We start from the raw sequence: 15983 nt of genomic DNA, 5'->3' as shown, positions 1-15983 counted from the left end.
GGCGCTGGCCGAGCGCCAGGCCAGGGCCGCTTCCGGCGAGCTGGCCCGCCAGGAGAGCGCGGACCCCGCAGCACACATGGATCGAGAGCCGCAAGCCGCTGAAACTACTAGCGGGCCCCTTTAGCGGTAGGCGCTGACCCCGGTGATCGTCTTGCCCACGATGAGGGACTGGATGGTGTCGGTGCCCTCGTAGGTGTGGAGGGACTCCAGGTCCGCCATGTGGCGCATCACGTCGTTTTCCAGCAGGATGCCCACGCCGCCGAACATGTCGCGGGCGTTGGCGGCGACGCGGCGGGCGGCGCGGGTGGAGAACACCTTGGCCAGTGCGGCCTGCTTTTCCGAAAGCTCGCCGGATTCCTCCAGCTGCAGCAGGCGCTTGCAGTACAGTGCCACGGCTGTGACGTCCATGAGCATGTCGGCCAGGCGCTGCTGGATAATCTGGTTCTTGATCAGGGGGCGGCCGAACTGGACGCGCTCGGAGGCGTACGTCAATGCCTTTTCGTAGCAGTCGATGGCGATGCCGAGGGCCGTCCAGGCCACCCCGATGCGGGTGCCGCCCAAGATGCGCGCCGTGTCGCGGAAGGAGTTCGCACCGGGGAGGCGGCGGGAGTCGGGGACGCGGACGTCGTTAAGCCTGATGTGCGCCTGCGGGATGCCGCGCAACGAGGCCTTGCCGGTGATCGTCTCGGCGTGGTATCCGGGCGCATCCTGGTCAACGATGAAGCCGCCGACTTCGCCGTCGTCCATGCGCGCCCAGACGACCGAGATGTGGCCGACGGAGCCGTGGCCGATCCACTTCTTTTCGCCGTTGATCACCCACTCGTCGCCCTCCCGGGTGGCGGAGGTTTCCAGGCCGATGGAATCCGAGCCGTGGTCGGGCTCGGTCAGGGCGAAGGCGCCGCGAATTTCCATGCGCGACATCGGGCCGAGGAACTCTTTCTTCTGCTCCTCGGAGCCGCACAGATTGATCGCCTGCATGGCAAGCCCCGCCTGCACGATGACGGCGGTGGCGGTGGAGGCGTCGCAACGCGCGAGCTCCATGGCCACGAGCCGGTTGGCGCGGATGGACATCTCGGGCTCGCCCTCGATATCAATGCCGTCGCGGACGAGGCCGCGGCGGGCGGCCTCCTCGATGGCCGCGATGTTGTACTCGGCCTTCTCCCAGGCCTCGTTGATGTGGGGCCGCGCCCACGCGCAGTAGTCGCGGGCCTTCGCCCACCACTCGAGGTCGGCGCCGTCGACGTCGGCGAAGACCTGGTAGTAGTCGGCCCGGGAAGCGAGAAGATCCGCCGCGGTGTCGGTCATGGAGTTCCTTTCTGGGGGGGGTAGGGGCGGCTAGCTGGTGAAGGCGCCCACACCCGTGATGGACTTGCCCACGATGAGCGACTGCATGGTGTCGGTGCCCTCGTAGGTGTGCAGGGTCTCTGCGTCGGCGAAGTGGCGGATGACGTCGTTTTCCAGCAGGATGCCCACGCCGCCGAACATGTCGCGGGCGTTGGCGGCGACGCGGCGGGCGGCGCGGGTGGAGAACACCTTGGCCAGTGCGGCCTGCTGCTCGGTGACGGTGCCGGCCTCCTCGAGCTCGAGGAGGCGCTTGCAGTACAGTCCCTGGGCGGTGACGTCCATGAGCATGTCGGCCAGGCGCTGCTGGATGATCTGGTTCTTGATCAGGGGGCGGCCGAACTGGACGCGCTCGGAGGCGTACTTGAGGGCCTTTTCGTAGCAGTCGACGGACAGGCCGAAAGCGCTCCATGCCACGCCGATGCGCGTGGCCATGAGCACCTTCGCGGTGTCGCGGAAGGAGGCGCAGCCCGGCAGGCGGCGGTCCTCGCTGACGCGGACGTTGTTCAGCCTGATGTGGGCCTGCGGGATGCCGCGCAGCGCCGCCTTGCCGGTGATGGTCTCGGCGGAGTAGCCCTCCTGGTCCTGGTCGACGATGAAGGCGCCGACCTTGCCGTCATCCATCCGGGTGTAGACCACGGCGATGTGGCCGACGGAGCCGTGGCCGATCCACTTCTTTTCGCCGTTGATCACCCACTCGTCGCCCTCCCGGGTGGCGGAGGTTTCCAGGCCGATGGAATCCGAGCCGTGGTCGGGCTCGGTCAGGGCGAAGGCCCCGCGGATCTCCAGCCGGGACATGGGCTTGAGGTAGCGCGCCTTCTGCTCCTCGGAGCCGAGGGAGGCGATGGACTGCATGGCCAGGCCAGCCTGGACTCCGAGGGCGGTGGCGGTGGAGGCGTCGAGGCGGGAGAGCTCGAGGCCGATAAGCCGCTTGGCCCGGACGGACATCTCGGGCTCGCCCTCGATGTCGATGCCGTCGCGCACGAGCCCGCGGCGGGCGGCCTCCTCGATGCCGGCGATGTTGTACTCGGCCTTCTCCCACGCGTCATTGACCTGCGGGCGGATCCACTCAGCGAAGTCGCGGGCCTTGTTCCACCACTCGAGGTCGGCGCCGTCGACGTCGGCGAAGAGCCCGTAGTAGTCCGTGCGGGGGTCGAGCGGGATGCCCTGGAATTCCTTGAACTCAGGTGTGTCGGCCATGGTGTCCCTCCAAAGGTGTTAGATGAGCCGTTTCCTACAGTTATTGTGACGCAAGCCCCATTTAAACGCAACGAATTCGTAGCGTTTGGTGGGTGCTAGGGGATTTCCCGCAGCTCGCGGCGCAGGATCTTACCGGTGGGGTTCTTCGGGATCTCGGGAAGAAACTCGACCGCGCGGACCTTCTTGTACGGGGTGACGCGCTCGGCGACCCAGTCGATGAGGTCCTCGGCGGTGACGTTGGCGCCCGCGCGCTTGACCACGAAGGCGCGCGGGATCTCCAGGCCGTCGCGCTCTTTGCCCACCACGCCCACGTCGGCAACGTCGGGGTGGGTGAGCAAGAGCGCCTCGAGCTCCGCCGGCGCGACCTGGTAGCCCTTGTACTTGATCACTTCCTTGGCTCGGTCGATGATGCGCAGGCCGCCGTCCTCGAGAACGCGGGCGATGTCGCCGGTGCGCAGCCAGCCGCCCTCGATGAGCGTTGTCGCCGTCGCCTCCTCGTTGTTGAGGTAGCCCTTCATCACCTGCGGGCCGCGGACGAGCACCTCGCCCTCCTCGCCCTCTGGCACGTCCTCGAGGGTGTCGATGTTGACGATGCGCAGCTCGGTGTCGGCCACGGGCTTGCCGACGGTCGAGTGGTCCGCGTCCCCGTGCAGGTTCAGCGTGACCAGCGGGGACGCCTCGGTCATGCCCCAGCCCTGCACCATCTTGGTGTCCAGGCGGTCTTCGACGGCGCGCATGATGGGGGCGTCGATAGGCGCGGCTGCCGTGACCATGAGCGCGGAGGCGCTGAACCATGCCGGGTCGATGGAGGGGGCTTTCGCCATCGCGATGGCCATGGGCGGGGCGATGAAGGTCAGCTCGATGTCGTGTTCGCCGTGCGAGCGCAGGAAGAGCTCGAGGTCGAACTTCGGCATGGTGAACAGGTGCTGGCGGCGGCACAGTGGGGCGAGCATGAGCACGGTCAGGCCGTAGATGTGGGAAAACGGCAGGACGCTGAGCGTGGGCGCGTGTTCGCTGACGCCGCAGCGCTCGAGCATGTCGACGACCTGCACCATGTTCGAGGTGAGGTTCCGGTGGGTCAGCTGGACGCCCTTGGGCAGGCCCGTCGTGCCGGAGGAGAACGGGACGGCGGCGACCGCGTCGGGGTCGATGGTGATGTCGGGGGCCGCGTGTCCCTGCTTCTGGATGGAGTTGAGCTCCATGGAGAAGATCTGGGGGATGTCCTCGAGGTTGGTCGGGCCGATGAAGAGCTTGGACTCGGAGGCCTCCACGATGTGCTCCACGTCGGCCTGGTTCATCAGCATTCCGACGGGGTTGACGGTGGCGCCGGCGCGCCAGATGCCGAAGAGGCCGGCAACGAAGTTGATGGAGTTGGGTACCTGCAGCGTGACCACGTCGCCTTGGCCGATGCCTCGGGAGGCGAGCTCGCCGGCGATGGACTCCGCGTACTGCTTGAGTTCCCCGTAGGTGGCGGTGACGCCGGTGGTTAGCTCCGTGATGGCGGGCAGGGAGGCGTCGGCCTCGGAGAGGTCGCCGAAGGCCAGGCTGAACACATCGGTGCTGGGGTAGTTCAGGCTGGGGTAGGGGCTCGAGTAGATCATGACGTCCTTTCGGTGTGTGGCGCATATCGCAGCGGTGCGACATATGTAAGGCACATTACTCCCCGTTCGGTGCTGCGCGTGCGGAATCGGGCCGCGGCGTGGGCGGCCAACGCGCGGGCAGTGCCGTAACATGGGCGACCATGACTGAACGCACTCTTATCCTCATCAAGCCGGACGGCGTGGCTAACGGCCACGTCGGCGAGATCATCTCCCGCATCGAACGCAAGGGCCTGCGCCTGGTGGAGCTGGACCTGCGTACCGCGGACCGCGAGACCGCCGAGGCGCACTACGCGGAGCACAAGGACAAGCCCTTCTTCGGAGAGCTCGTGGACTTCATCACCTCCGCCCCGCTCATCGCGGGCATCGTCGAGGGGGAATCCGCCATCGCCGCGTGGCGCCAGCTCGCCGGCGGTACCCACCCGGTGGAAAAGGCCACCCCGGGCACCATCCGCGGCGACTTCGCGCTGACGGTCAACGAGAACGTCGTCCACGGCTCCGACTCGCCGGAGTCCGCCGAGCGCGAGATCGCGATCTGGTTCCCCAACAAGTAGTCCCCTTTCATGGACGGGCCCTTTTGAACGCCGGGTGAAACCGGGGTGAATAATCGGTCAACCGGCTGCGGAGCGGTTGCGGGCAGGGCGCAAGGGCGGAGAATAAAGGGACGTGTCGTCTACCTTCTTTTCCCGTTTTTCCCTTCCCCGTCGTAACTTCCTCGTTGGCTCGGGTGTGGCCGCCGCAAGCGTCGCGGTCGGCCCCAGCGCCGCGGCCCAGTCCTCCGGCTCCTCGGGGCCCGTCACGGGGGCACGCCCGCTGCCCGGGGCCCCCGAATCGCAGTACTCTCACTTCATGCACGGCGTCGCCTCGGGCGACCCGACGCCCGAGTCCGTCATCCTCTGGACCCGCGTCACCGTCAGCCCCGACGCGCTTCCGGGCACGGGCATCGGCCCGGACGTGCCCGTGAGCTGGGAGGTCGCCACCACCCCGAAGTTCACCGAAATCGTCCGCAGCGGCGAGGTCACCGCCTCCGCCGCTTCCGATCACACGGTGCACGTCGACCCGCACGGCCTCGCGCCGGCGACGGTGTACTACTACCGCTTCGCCTACAACGGCGTGTACTCCCCGATGGGCCGCACGAAGACAGCCCCCGCGTACGACGCCGAGCTGGATCAGCTCTCCTTCGCCGTCGCGTCCTGCGCGAACTGGGAGTCCGGCTACTTCGCCGCCTACCGGGACATGGCCGAGCGCGGCGAGCGCGGCGAGTTCGACGCCGTGGTCTTCCTCGGCGATTACATCTACGAGTACCCCGTCGGCGAGTATGCCGGCAAGAGCGGCGTGGCGCGCCCCCACTCCCCGGCGCACGAGACCATCACGCTGGCGGATTACCGCACCCGCCACGGGCGCTACCGCCAGGACCTCAACCTGCAGCGCGCCCACGCGTCCGCCCCCTGGATCGTGGTGTGGGACGACCACGAGACGGCCAACGACGCCTGGCGCGAGGGCGCGGAGAACCACACCGAGGGTGCCGAGGGCAGCTTCATCGCGCGCCGCGACGCCGGCCAGCAGGCCTACTTTGAGTGGCTTCCGGTGCGCGCGACCCGCCCGTCCGAGGGCGGCCACATCTACCGCAGCCTGCAGTTCGGCAACCTGGTCAACCTGACGATGATGGACCTGCGCACCTACCGCGACGAGCCGCCCTCACCGGTCAATGCCTACGAGGAGGGCCGCACGATGCTGGGCGCGGAGCAGTTCGAGTGGCTCGCCGCCTCCGTGCGTTCCTCGACGGCGAAGTGGAACGTGATGGGCAACTCCGTCATGGTCTCGCCGATGGTGCTCGGCCGTATGCCGGAGACGAGCTCGAACGCGGTGATCGCCAACCAGATGCTGGGGCGCTTTTCCAAGCTCGTCACGGGCGTGCCGCTGAACCCGGACCAGTGGGACGGCTACGCCTCCGCCAGGGCGCAGCTTTTCGACGTCCTCGCGGGCGAGGACGCCAACGTCCTCTTCCTCACCGGCGACATCCACAGCGAGTGGGCCAACTCTGTCGTCCACAACGGCCGCGAGCTGGGGTGCGAGCTGGTGACGTCGTCGATTAGCGCGCCCAACGTGGACGAGTGGATCACGGAGACTGTGCACATCTACACCCCGCAGCGAAACCCGATTACGCGCCTGGCCGAGGACTTCGTGCGAGGGCAGAACCCGTGGGTTAAGCACGTCGACCTCGACTCGCACGGCTACGCCGTCGCCCGCATCCGGCCGCAGGAGGTGGCGATGGAGTACTACCGCGTCTCGGATGTGGAGCACCCCGAGGCAGCCGTGGGGTTGGCTTTGAGCAAGCTGTGGCGTGTGGGCGCCGGCTTCGTGTCCTAGCGGCCCCCCGCGCGCCTCGCTGCCGGTACCCCCAATTAGTTTCTTACGCACCGAACGTATAAGTTTGGGTGCATAAGAAAGGGGTTGGATGTGAGCAACGATATCCGCGGCGCCGAACAGGCACGGGCAGTGAGCAAGCGCAAGGCGATCCTCGACGCGGCTACCTCGCTTATGGTCGCCGGTGGCCTGCGCCGCGTGACACACCGGCAGGTTGCGGCGCAAGCCAACGTACCTGTCGGGTCCGTTGGCTACTACTACTCCAGCCGCGAGCAGCTCATCGAGGTCTGCTTCGCCCAGATCCACGAGCGCCGCCTCGACGTTGCCCGCCGGATCCTCGCCGAGGCCGCGCCCGGGCGCAGCGCTGCCGAGGTCGCGGACGACGTCATCGCGATCGCCACAGCGGGCGACCCCGAGGGGGTGCCCGGCCTGATCTATTCCGTCGTCGACGCGCAGCGCGAGCTCGAGGGCCCGCGCCGGGCGCGCGTCGGAGAGCACGTGCGCAAGGCGCTTGAGCTTATCGACGACCTCCTCGAGCGCTCCGGCTTTTCCACCATCACCGCCCGGGACGCCACCTTCGCGCTCATCGGCGCGGGCGTGCTCGCGGACCCGGAGCGCGAAAACCTCCACGGCAGCGCCCGTTCCGCCGTGATCGCCGCGCTCACGCCCGCGCTCTAGCGGCGCGCTGGCACGCACTGTGTAACAATGAAGGGCACGTTTTGCGCGCCGGCGCCCGGTGGCGTCGGCGGCTGCGAAACGGGGAAGCTTTCATATGTACGCCCCCGCGGCGGGGGTGCCGCGCGGCGGCGGCGAGTGGGCCTGAACGGCACTCGGCCAGCGCCCGGTCCTTATCCTCCGCGGGCGATCACACAGGAGAATGTTCGTGGCATCGAAGGATAACTCAACAAAGAAGCGAACGAGCGCTGCCCGCGACTTTGACCGCTCGCAGCTGTCCGAGAAGACCCGCGTGTTTCAGCTGGCCAAGCAGCTCGGGCTGCCCTCGAAGGACCTCGTGGTCGCGCTCAACGAGCTCGGCCTGGTCAAGGTCGCCCAGTCCACCCTGACGAAGGCCGAGGCCGAGCAGCTTCTCGACGCCCTCGCGGCCGATACCGGCGAAGACGACGAGAAGATCCGCCGCCGCGTGCGCAAGGACGTGGAAAACGAGATCAACCAGATCGAGGAGAAGGTCGACGCCGAGCTCGCCTCCGAGGAGCCGCTGACCAACGTCGAACCGGAGGTGACCCCCGCGCCGGAGGCAACCGAGTCTTCCGCCCACGCCCCGCTGTTCAAGCCCCCCGCCCGCGCCGAGCGCCGCCGCGCGAGCCGGCCCGCGGACGAGAGCGTGGCGCAGAAGGAGGCGGAGCAGGAAGAAAAGGCGGAGGAGGTCGACGTCATCGACGAGCCCCGGGGCATCAAGGGCTCCGCGCGGCTCGAGGCGCAGCGCCGCCGCCGCTCGGAGCGGCGCGAGGAGGGGCGCAAGCGCAGCCGCATCGTCTCGCAGGCGGAGTTCCTCGCGCGCCGCGAGTCCGTGACCCGCACGATGGTCGTGCGCGAGCGCGACCGCCGCGACGGGCAGGGGCGCATTACCCAGGTGGGTGTGCTCGAGGACGGGCTGCTCGTCGAGCACTTTGTCACCTCGGAGCAGCACGCCTCGCTGATCGGCAACATCTACCTCGGCCGCGTGCAGAACGTCCTGCCGAGCATGGAGGCCGCCTTCATCGACATCGGCCAGGGCCGCAACGGCGTGCTCTACGCCGGGGAGGTGGACTGGAAGGCCGCGGGCCTCGGCGGGCGCTCGCGGCGCATCGAGCAGGCGTTGAAGTCGGGCGACCAGGTTGTGGTCCAGGTGACGAAGGACCCCGTCGGGCACAAGGGCGCGCGCCTGAGCACCCAGATTTCGCTTGCCGGCCGCTACCTCGTCTACGTCCCCGGCGGGCGCAGCGCCGGGATCTCGCGTAAGTTGCCCGCACCGGAGCGCAAGCGCCTCAAAGAGATTCTCGGCAGGGTGGTGCCCGGCAAGGGCGGGGCGATCATCCGCACTGCCGCCGAGAACGTGCCCGAGGAGGCGATCGCCGCCGACGTGAGCCGGCTGCACTCGCAGTGGGAGGAGATCCAGGACACCGCGGAGAAGGAGAAGAAGTCCAAGGGGGCGAAGCCCGTCACCCTCTACGAGGAGCCGAACCTCCTGGTTAAGGTGGTCCGCGACCTGTTCAACGACGACTTCACCGAGCTCGTCGTGGACGGCAAGCGCCCCTGGAACGTCGTCCATGCCTACGTCAGCTCCGTTGCCCCCGACCTCCAGGACCGGCTGGTGAAGTACAACCGCGGCGAGCACGACGGCGCCGACGCCTTTGAGGCCTACCGCATCGACGAGCAGATCCAGAAGGCCCTGTCGCGCACCGTGTGGCTGCCTTCCGGGGGCACGCTGGTGATTGACAAGACGGAGGCGATGACCGTCATCGACGTCAACACCGGAAAGTTCACCGGCTCCGGCGGCTCGCTCGAGGAGACCGTCACCCGCAACAACCTGGAGGCCGCCGAAGAAATCGTGCGCCAGATGAGGCTGCGCGACCTGGGCGGGATGATCATCGTCGACTTCATCGACATGATCCTGCCCGAAAACCAGGAGCTGGTCCTGCGCCGTCTGAAGGAGGCGCTCGGGCGCGACCGCACCCGCCACCAGGTCTCGGAGGTCACCTCCCTCGGCCTGGTGCAGATGACGCGCAAGCGCCTCGGCACCGGCTTGCTCGAGACCTTCTCCACTCCCTGCGAGACCTGCGGCGGCCGGGGCCTGCTGCTCAGCGAGGACCCCGTCGACGAGGCACCGCGCCCCGACGAAACGGACGCCAAGGAGAAGGAGCGCACAGCGCCCTCCAGCGACGACGCGCTGCGCGAGCTCGCCGATTCCGTGGTGAGCAGCGGCGAGAAGGAGCGCGAGAGCGACGCGGAGGAGGCGGCCGAGTCCGCCCCCAACCGCGGCAGGCGCCGCGGGCGCCGAGGAGGCGGGCGCGGCCGCGGGCGCGAGAACGGCCCGGCCAAGGACAGCCCAGAAAAGGACAGCCCAGAAAAGGACAGCCCCGAAAAGGCCAACGCAGAGAAGCAGCGCACCGGGACGAACGGCTCCGCGGCCTACGAGGAGGCCGTCAAGGAGTTCGAGTCCTCCCCGCGGCGCAAGCGGCGCACCCGGGGCAACTCCCGCTCCGACCACGCGCCGCGCCCGGAGGACTTCGCCGAGAGCGCTTCCGAGGCCGAGGCCCAGCCTGCGGCGGAGGAGAAGAAGAATCCGCAGCGGCGTGGCCGCCGCCGCGCGGTGCGGCGCGCCAGCAGCACCGCTGGCCAGTCGAAGCCGACCCCCGAACGCAGCCAGGGCAGCTCCAAGGCGAAGGAAAAGAACAAGAAGGGCAAGGAATCCGCGGCCCCGGCTGCCTCCCGGGGCAGGGGCCGGCGCCGGGCGACGCGGAGGCGGACGTCGTAAAGCAATCGCGTGGTGGCGTCTCGTGCTGCGGGCTGGCGCTATTTGCTGTTGGCCGAGGTGGCGTAGTAGTCTTTGACAGTCGCTGTTTCGAGGTGCGGGTGCCTCGCTGCCCAAGCATGCGGGCGCGGTGCCGGAAGAAGGCCTCGGAACGCTTTGAGAAAACACTGTTCCACACGCTTTCCGTAGCATGCCGGAGGCGTACGAGTAGAGATAAGGGGTAACCCTCTATGTACGCGATCGTCAAGACCGGCGGCAAGCAGTACAAGGTTGCCGAGGGCGACCTGGTCAAGGTCGAGAAGCTCGAGGGTGAAGCTGGCGCCAAGGTTGCGCTCACCCCGGTCCTTCTCGTCGATGGCGCAGATGTCACCTCCGGCGCGGACGCACTGTCCAAGGTCAACGTGGAGGCCGAGATCGTCGAGCACGGCAAGGGCAAGAAGATCGACATCCTCAAGTACAAGAACAAGACCGGCTACAAGGTTCGCCAGGGCCACCGCCAGCCGCTGACCACCATCAAGATCACCGGAATCAAGTAAGTCTTAAGGAGAAAAAGACATGGCACACAAGAAGGGCGCATCCAGCTCCTCGAACGGTCGTGACTCTGAGTCCAAGCGCCTCGGTGTGAAGCGCTTCGGTGGCCAGCAGGTCAAGGCCGGCGAGATCCTCGTCCGCCAGCGCGGCACCAAGTTCCACCCCGGCGAGAACGTCGGCCGCGGCGGCGACGACACCCTCTTCGCTCTTGCGGCGGGCTCCGTCCAGTTCGGCATTAAGCGCAACCGTCGCATCGTCAACATCGTCCCCGCCGACGGCGCAGGCGTGTCCGCGGAGGTCCTCGAGGCCGCCGAGGCCGCGGGCGTTGTCGAGGAGGCGACGGCCTAAGCCGTGGCCCATTAGGAGGCGCCGGGGACCCGACAGGTCCGCGGCGCCTTTTTCCGTCCTAGCCCCCGCCGGTAGGGTGGGAGGCCATCAACCCCGCGCGCCGAGGTGGCGCGCGACACGAAAAGAAAGGCGTGCCCCATGGCCCAGTTCGTCGACCGCGCCGTCCTGCACCTGCAGGCCGGCGACGGCGGGCACGGCTGCGTGTCCGTGCACCGAGAGAAGTTCAAGCCGTTGGGCGGGCCCGACGGCGGCAACGGCGGGCACGGCGGCGACATCATCTTCGAGGTCTCGCCGCAGGTGCACACGCTGCTCGACTTCCAGTTTCGGCCCCACCTCAAGGCCAGGCGCGGCAACAACGGCGAGGGAGATCACCGCAACGGCGCGCGCGGGGAGGACCTCGTGCTCCAGGTGCCCGTGGGCACCGTAGTGCGCAGCGCCGACGGGGAAATCCTCGCGGACCTCACCGTGCCCGGCACCCGCTTCATCGCCGCGGAGGGCGGCTACGGCGGATTGGGTAACGCCGCCTTGGCCACCGCGAAGCGCAAGGCCCCCGGCTTTGCCTTGAAGGGCGAGCCGGGCGCGGCGCACGACCTTATCTTGGAGCTGAAGTCCATGGCGGACGTCGGCCTCGTCGGCTTCCCCTCGGCGGGCAAATCCTCGCTGATCTCGGTGCTTTCGGCCGCGAAGCCCAAGATCGCCGACTACCCGTTTACCACGCTGCAGCCGAACCTCGGCGTGGTCAACGTGGAGCACGACACCTTCACCATCGCCGACGTGCCCGGCCTGATCCCCGGCGCCAGCCAAGGCAAGGGCCTCGGCCTAGACTTTCTGCGCCACATCGAGCGCACCGCCGTCCTGGCGCACGTGGTGGACGTGGCCACCATGGAGCCCGGCCGCGACCCGCTCAGCGACATCGACGCGATGGAGGCCGAGCTGGACGAGTACGCCGCCGCGCTCGACGCCGACACCGGCCTGGGTGATCTGCGCGAGCGGCCCCGGATCATCGTGCTGAACAAGATGGACGTGCCAGAGGCCCGCGAGCTGGCGGACTTCCTCGAGGCCGACATCGCGGCGAAGTACGGGTGGCCGGTGCACAAGGTCTCCACAGCCACCCGCGAGGGGCTCAACGAGCTGAAGTGGGCGCTGTGGGAGATCGTGCGCCGCGCGCGCCGGTCCCGCCCCCGCTCCGAGGTGGCGGCGGCGCCGCAGGTCATCCGCCCCCGCGCGGTGGAGACCTCCCGCTCCGGCGGCATTGAGGTCGCCGCCGATCCCGATCTGCCGGGCGGGTGGATCGTCACCGGTGAGAAGGCCGAGCGCTGGATTCGCCAAACCGACTTTGAAAACGACGAGGCCGTCGGCTACCTCTCGGACCGGCTGAACAGGGCCGGGGTGGAGGACCAGCTGCGCAAGCTGGGCGCCGACGAGGGCGACACCGTCACCATCGGCGAGATTTCCTTCGACTGGGAGCCCTCGATCGGCGGCGACCCGACGCTCGCCGGGCGCGGCCAGGACGCCCGCCTCGGCGGCACCACCCGCGCGTCCGCCGCAGAGCGCAAGCGCGCCTCGCAGGCACGCCGCGGGCTCATCGACGAGTACGACTTCGGCGACGGCCAGGAGGCGGACCGCGAGCGCTGGCAGGGCTAGGATTTCGCCCCGCTAGACTTACACCCCATGACGCAGGAGATGACCCAGGAGAAGCTTCGCTCGCACATCGCCACCGCCCGCCGGGTGGTGGTCAAGATCGGAACGTCCTCCCTGGTCAACCCCGATTCCTCCGTCAGCCGGGAGAAGATCGACCGCATCGTCGACGCCCTTGAGGCGCGCATGAGCGCCGGCAGCGACGTCATCGTCGTCTCCTCCGGCGCGATCTCAGCGGGCGTGGCCCCGCTGGGCCTCAATGCTCGCCCCCGCGACCTGGCCACCAAGCAGGCCGCCGCCGCCGTGGGGCAGGTGCACCTGGCGCAGACGTGGGGCGCCTCCTTCGCCCGCTACGGCCGCACCATCGGCCAGGTGCTGCTCACCCAGGCGGACGCCGGGCGGCGGGAGCGGGCGCGCAACGCGCAGCGCACCATCGACCGCCTGCGCCAGCTGGGCACCGTGCCCATCGTCAACGAAAACGACACGGTGGCCACCTCGGAGATGCGCTTCGGCGACAACGACCGCCTCTCCGCCATCGTCTCCACCCTCGTGGGTGCCGACGCGCTCGTTTTGCTGTCCGACGTCGACGGCCTCTACGACCGCCCCCCGGCCGACCCCGCGGCCCGCTTCATCCCCGAGGTGCGCTCCGGCAACGACCTCGCCGACATCGCCGCCGGCGACGGCGGGCGCTTCGGCACCGGGGGCATGGCCGCGAAGGTCTCCGCCGCGCGCCTGGCCACCCGTGGGGGAGTGCCCGTCCTGCTCACCTCCGCCGAGCGGATCGGTGCGGCGCTCGACACCGCGCAGGTGGGCACCGTCTTTCACACCCGGCCGTCGTCTCGCCTGTCCGCCTGGAAGTTCTGGGCGCTCTACGCGGCCGACGCCGAGGGGGTGCTCCGCCTCGACGCCGGCGCCGTGAGCGCCGTGACCAGCGGCGGGACCTCCCTACTGGCCGTCGGGATCACGGAGATCGAGGGGGACTTCCACCGCGGCGACATCGTGGAGATCCTGGGCCCCAACGGAGAGGCCGTGGGCCGCGGCGAGGTGGCCTACGACGCCACCGAGCTGCAGCTCATGCTGGGCAAGCACACCGCAGAGCTCGAGCTGAGCCAGCGCCGCCCGGTCGTCCACGCGGACTACCTGTCCAACTACGCGTCTAGGCTTTAGCCTGGGCTTCGGCTGCCTAACGCTGCTGTTCAGTCGAGCGCGCCGTCGGCGTGGCGCTTCAGCATTTCCACTGCGGTCGCCGCGTTTTGGCAGCTGACCTGCAGGATCTTTCCGTTGCTTTTTGTGATCTGTATCCCCGCGCCGGATCGGGCAATGAGCCCTGCACCCGCTGCGCCAAGGCGCCACCCCCAGCCGCCCCACTCCCACGGAGTGACGTCCACCTCCTTCACCTCTCGCATCTTTGTGTATGGGATGGTTGAGCGCGGGACCCGGATCGGCGACCAGTAACTAAACCCGTGCGTATCCACCTGCAGGGTCCACGACCACGAGGTGAGCACCGCGAAGACGGTCAGTACAGCAACGAGAGAAGACACCCAGATGTTTAAAATCAGGGGCAGCGCCAGAACAGTCGCAACCGTGATGATGAGGACGACTTTGACAGGCTTGTTCATCGGCTCGGTTGTCTTCCACACCGGTGGGCTGTCCTGAGGCGCGCGCATCTGCTTTTCCCCTTGTGAGACATGTGCAAACAATGATTTTAATAGCATGCTATACGGGCGAAAACACACGTTTGCGCAGGTCGTCAGGTGCAGCCGTCATCGCGCGGAGTCGCCCGGAGAGTGCGGGCCGCTGGTTCGCCGGACGACAACTCAGCAGCGTTCGGCAGGGCCGCGGCCAGGGCGGCTCCGCGCGGGCCGAGCCGGCAAAAAGTTTTACCGCTCGGCGAGGTAGTCGAGGTTGGCCTGGGGGACGTCGGTAAGCGCGAGGCGAACCTCGCCGGAGGCCTTGCCCCCGTTGGAGTCCTCGAAAGCGATGGCGGTGTGGAGCTTGAGCATGCGCTTTTCCAGCCGCGACAGGTCGGCGCCCACGACCTCGAACTCGGCGGTGAAATCCTGCGGGTCGATGGGGCGCGAGTAGTGCCCGCTGTTGTCCTGGATGAGGATGTTGGGCAGCTGCCGCTCGAGGTAGTCATCCATCGTCCAGCCGGTCAGCAGCGGGTACTTTCCACTGTCGACAGCGGCGGCGAGCGCCACGTACATGATCTGGTTGTAGCAGATCTGGAACTCAACGGCGTTGAAGTGCCCCGTCGCATCGATGTAGCAGGGCTCGGGGATGCTAAACGACGCCCGAGCTCGCAGCCTTTCCCCCTCGGGGATCTCCACGCTGGCATTGTTCAGGTACACGGTGTCGGTTCCCTTGTAGGGGTGGAGGACGGTGGAGTGGAGGTCGTCCCCGGCGGTGACGCTGATTGTGGTGGTCATAAGTGAGCCTTTCTACTGTGATATATGCCTTCAATTGCATGGTAGGTGCGTCCGCACACTCGCGGCTACATTGGGAGGGCATGAAGTTTGCCTTTCTGCCCAAGCCCTGGGACCAGCCCGTCGCCGAACTTGAGGCGGCCGGGCACGTCCACGTCGCGCTCGAGGACAACCCCGACATGCTGCTGTTTCGGGGCGGGCCCGAGCACTTCCCCGAGCACCTGCCGGACAGCGTCAAGGTGGTGCAGGTGTGCTACGCGGGCGTCGAGGCCCTCGTGGAGGCGGGCACGCTCACGGCGCACGACGTCCGCTGGGCCAACGCCGCCGGGCTATACGACGACACCGTCGCCGAGTCCGCCCTCGCCCTGCTGCTGGCCGTCCTGCACCGGCACAAGGCGGTAAGCCGCGAGTGGAACAACCTGGAGCTCTTCGGCAGCACCGAGTACCTTTTCGACGCCAAAAAGCTCGCCCTGATCGGCGCCGGCGGCATCGGCGCCACGCTGATCTCCTACCTCGAGCCCTTCGGTGTGGAGGTCACGGCAGTCAACCGCTCCGGCCGACCCGTCAACGCGGCGGCGCGCACCCTGGCCATGTCCGACCCGGACTTCCCCGCAGTGTGGGCCGAGGCCGACATCTTCGTCTTGTTGGCGCCGTTGACCGAACAGACCCGCCACCTCGTCGACGGGCAGGCGCTGGCCCGGATGAAGAAAAACGCCGTGGTCATCAACGTCGGGCGCGGCCCGCTGGTGGACACCGAGGCGCTGGCAGACGCGCTGGAAGAAGGCCGGATCGCCGGCGCGGGCCTCGACGTCACGGAGCCGGAGCCCTTGCCCGCCGACCACCGGCTGTGGGACCTCGAGAATTGCGTAATCACCCCGCACACCGCCAACATCCCGCGCTACATGAAGGCCCGCGTGGGCGGGCTTGCACTGGAGAACTGGCGCCTTTTTGCCGCCGGCGAACGGATGCGCACCGAGGTCGAGGTGGAGCGGGGGTACTAGCGGCGCACCGTGCGTTGTTGCGCTGGCGCGTGGGGTGTGTTGAGCCTGGCCGCAGCGGGAT

General features: G+C 68.3%; 14 protein-coding genes. 9 read left to right on the top strand and 5 right to left on the bottom strand.

Going from position 1 to position 15983, the window contains the following annotated elements; genetic code table 11:
- Positions 1 to 120 precede the first annotated feature (120 nt).
- The 3 genes from CAURIS_RS08595 to CAURIS_RS08585 form a co-directional block, all read right to left on the bottom strand.
- Complete coding sequence (locus CAURIS_RS08595; RefSeq protein WP_290341652.1) at positions 121 to 1305, bottom strand: acyl-CoA dehydrogenase family protein; 1185 nt, start codon at positions 1303 to 1305, stop codon at positions 121 to 123.
- 30 nt (positions 1306 to 1335) lie between these two features.
- Positions 1336 to 2541, bottom strand: coding sequence for an acyl-CoA dehydrogenase family protein (locus CAURIS_RS08590; protein WP_290341651.1), 1206 nt, complete (start codon positions 2539 to 2541; stop codon positions 1336 to 1338).
- A 95-nt stretch (positions 2542 to 2636) separates the two neighbouring features.
- Positions 2637 to 4142, bottom strand: a complete 1506-nt coding sequence (locus CAURIS_RS08585) for an AMP-binding protein (RefSeq protein ID WP_290341650.1) — start codon at positions 4140 to 4142, stop codon at positions 2637 to 2639.
- Between the two features lie 140 nt (positions 4143 to 4282).
- Here CAURIS_RS08585 and ndk point away from each other — a divergent pair, with 140 nt between their 5' ends.
- The 8 genes from ndk to proB all read left to right on the top strand — a co-directional run bounded on the left by ndk (position 4283) and on the right by proB (position 13662).
- Positions 4283 to 4693, top strand: a complete 411-nt coding sequence (gene ndk, locus CAURIS_RS08580) for a nucleoside-diphosphate kinase (RefSeq protein ID WP_290341649.1) — start codon at positions 4283 to 4285, stop codon at positions 4691 to 4693.
- Positions 4694 to 4805: 112 nt separating this feature from the next.
- On the top strand, positions 4806 to 6509 hold the full coding sequence (locus CAURIS_RS08575) for an alkaline phosphatase D family protein (RefSeq protein ID WP_290341648.1): 1704 nt from the start codon (positions 4806 to 4808) through the stop codon (positions 6507 to 6509).
- A 90-nt stretch (positions 6510 to 6599) separates the two neighbouring features.
- Complete coding sequence (locus CAURIS_RS08570) at positions 6600 to 7184, top strand: TetR/AcrR family transcriptional regulator (protein WP_290341646.1); 585 nt, start codon at positions 6600 to 6602, stop codon at positions 7182 to 7184.
- Between the two features lie 205 nt (positions 7185 to 7389).
- Positions 7390 to 9981 (top strand): translation initiation factor IF-2 N-terminal domain-containing protein, encoded by a 2592-nt coding sequence (locus CAURIS_RS08565; protein WP_290341645.1) that lies wholly within the window; start codon positions 7390 to 7392, stop codon positions 9979 to 9981.
- Between the two features lie 227 nt (positions 9982 to 10208).
- Entirely contained in the window at positions 10209 to 10514 is a 306-nt protein-coding gene (gene rplU, locus CAURIS_RS08560; protein WP_290341644.1) for a 50S ribosomal protein L21, read from the top strand.
- 19 nt (positions 10515 to 10533) lie between these two features.
- A complete protein-coding gene (gene rpmA, locus CAURIS_RS08555) occupies positions 10534 to 10857 on the top strand; it encodes a 50S ribosomal protein L27 (protein WP_290341643.1) in 324 nt (107 codons plus the stop codon).
- A 138-nt stretch (positions 10858 to 10995) separates the two neighbouring features.
- Entirely contained in the window at positions 10996 to 12501 is a 1506-nt protein-coding gene (obgE, locus tag CAURIS_RS08550) for a GTPase ObgE (RefSeq protein WP_290341642.1), read from the top strand.
- A 27-nt stretch (positions 12502 to 12528) separates the two neighbouring features.
- Positions 12529 to 13662: a glutamate 5-kinase gene (gene proB, locus CAURIS_RS08545; RefSeq protein WP_290341641.1), complete on the top strand. Its 1134-nt coding sequence runs from the start codon at positions 12529 to 12531 to the stop codon at positions 13660 to 13662.
- A gap of 29 nt (positions 13663 to 13691) precedes the next feature.
- Here the strand turns inward: proB and CAURIS_RS08540 are convergent, their stop codons facing one another.
- Positions 13692 to 14162 carry a hypothetical protein gene (locus CAURIS_RS08540; RefSeq protein WP_290341640.1) on the bottom strand — a complete coding sequence of 157 codons (471 nt, stop codon included), beginning with the start codon at positions 14160 to 14162 and terminating at the stop codon, positions 13692 to 13694.
- Positions 14163 to 14375: 213 nt separating this feature from the next.
- Complete coding sequence (locus CAURIS_RS08535) at positions 14376 to 14924, bottom strand: FcoT family thioesterase (RefSeq protein ID WP_290341639.1); 549 nt, start codon at positions 14922 to 14924, stop codon at positions 14376 to 14378.
- An 80-nt stretch (positions 14925 to 15004) separates the two neighbouring features.
- Between CAURIS_RS08535 and CAURIS_RS08530 the strand changes: the two genes are divergently transcribed.
- The gene (locus CAURIS_RS08530) at positions 15005 to 15922 is read left to right on the top strand and encodes a D-isomer specific 2-hydroxyacid dehydrogenase family protein (protein ID WP_290341638.1); all 918 of its coding nucleotides are present in this window, start codon (positions 15005 to 15007) and stop codon (positions 15920 to 15922) included.
- Positions 15923 to 15983: the final 61 nt, after the last annotated feature.

Source organism: Corynebacterium auris (genome assembly GCF_030408575.1).
In the GTDB taxonomy this organism is placed as follows: domain Bacteria; phylum Actinomycetota; class Actinomycetes; order Mycobacteriales; family Mycobacteriaceae; genus Corynebacterium; species Corynebacterium auris.
This window is presented reverse-complemented; position numbering and strand designations above follow the sequence as displayed.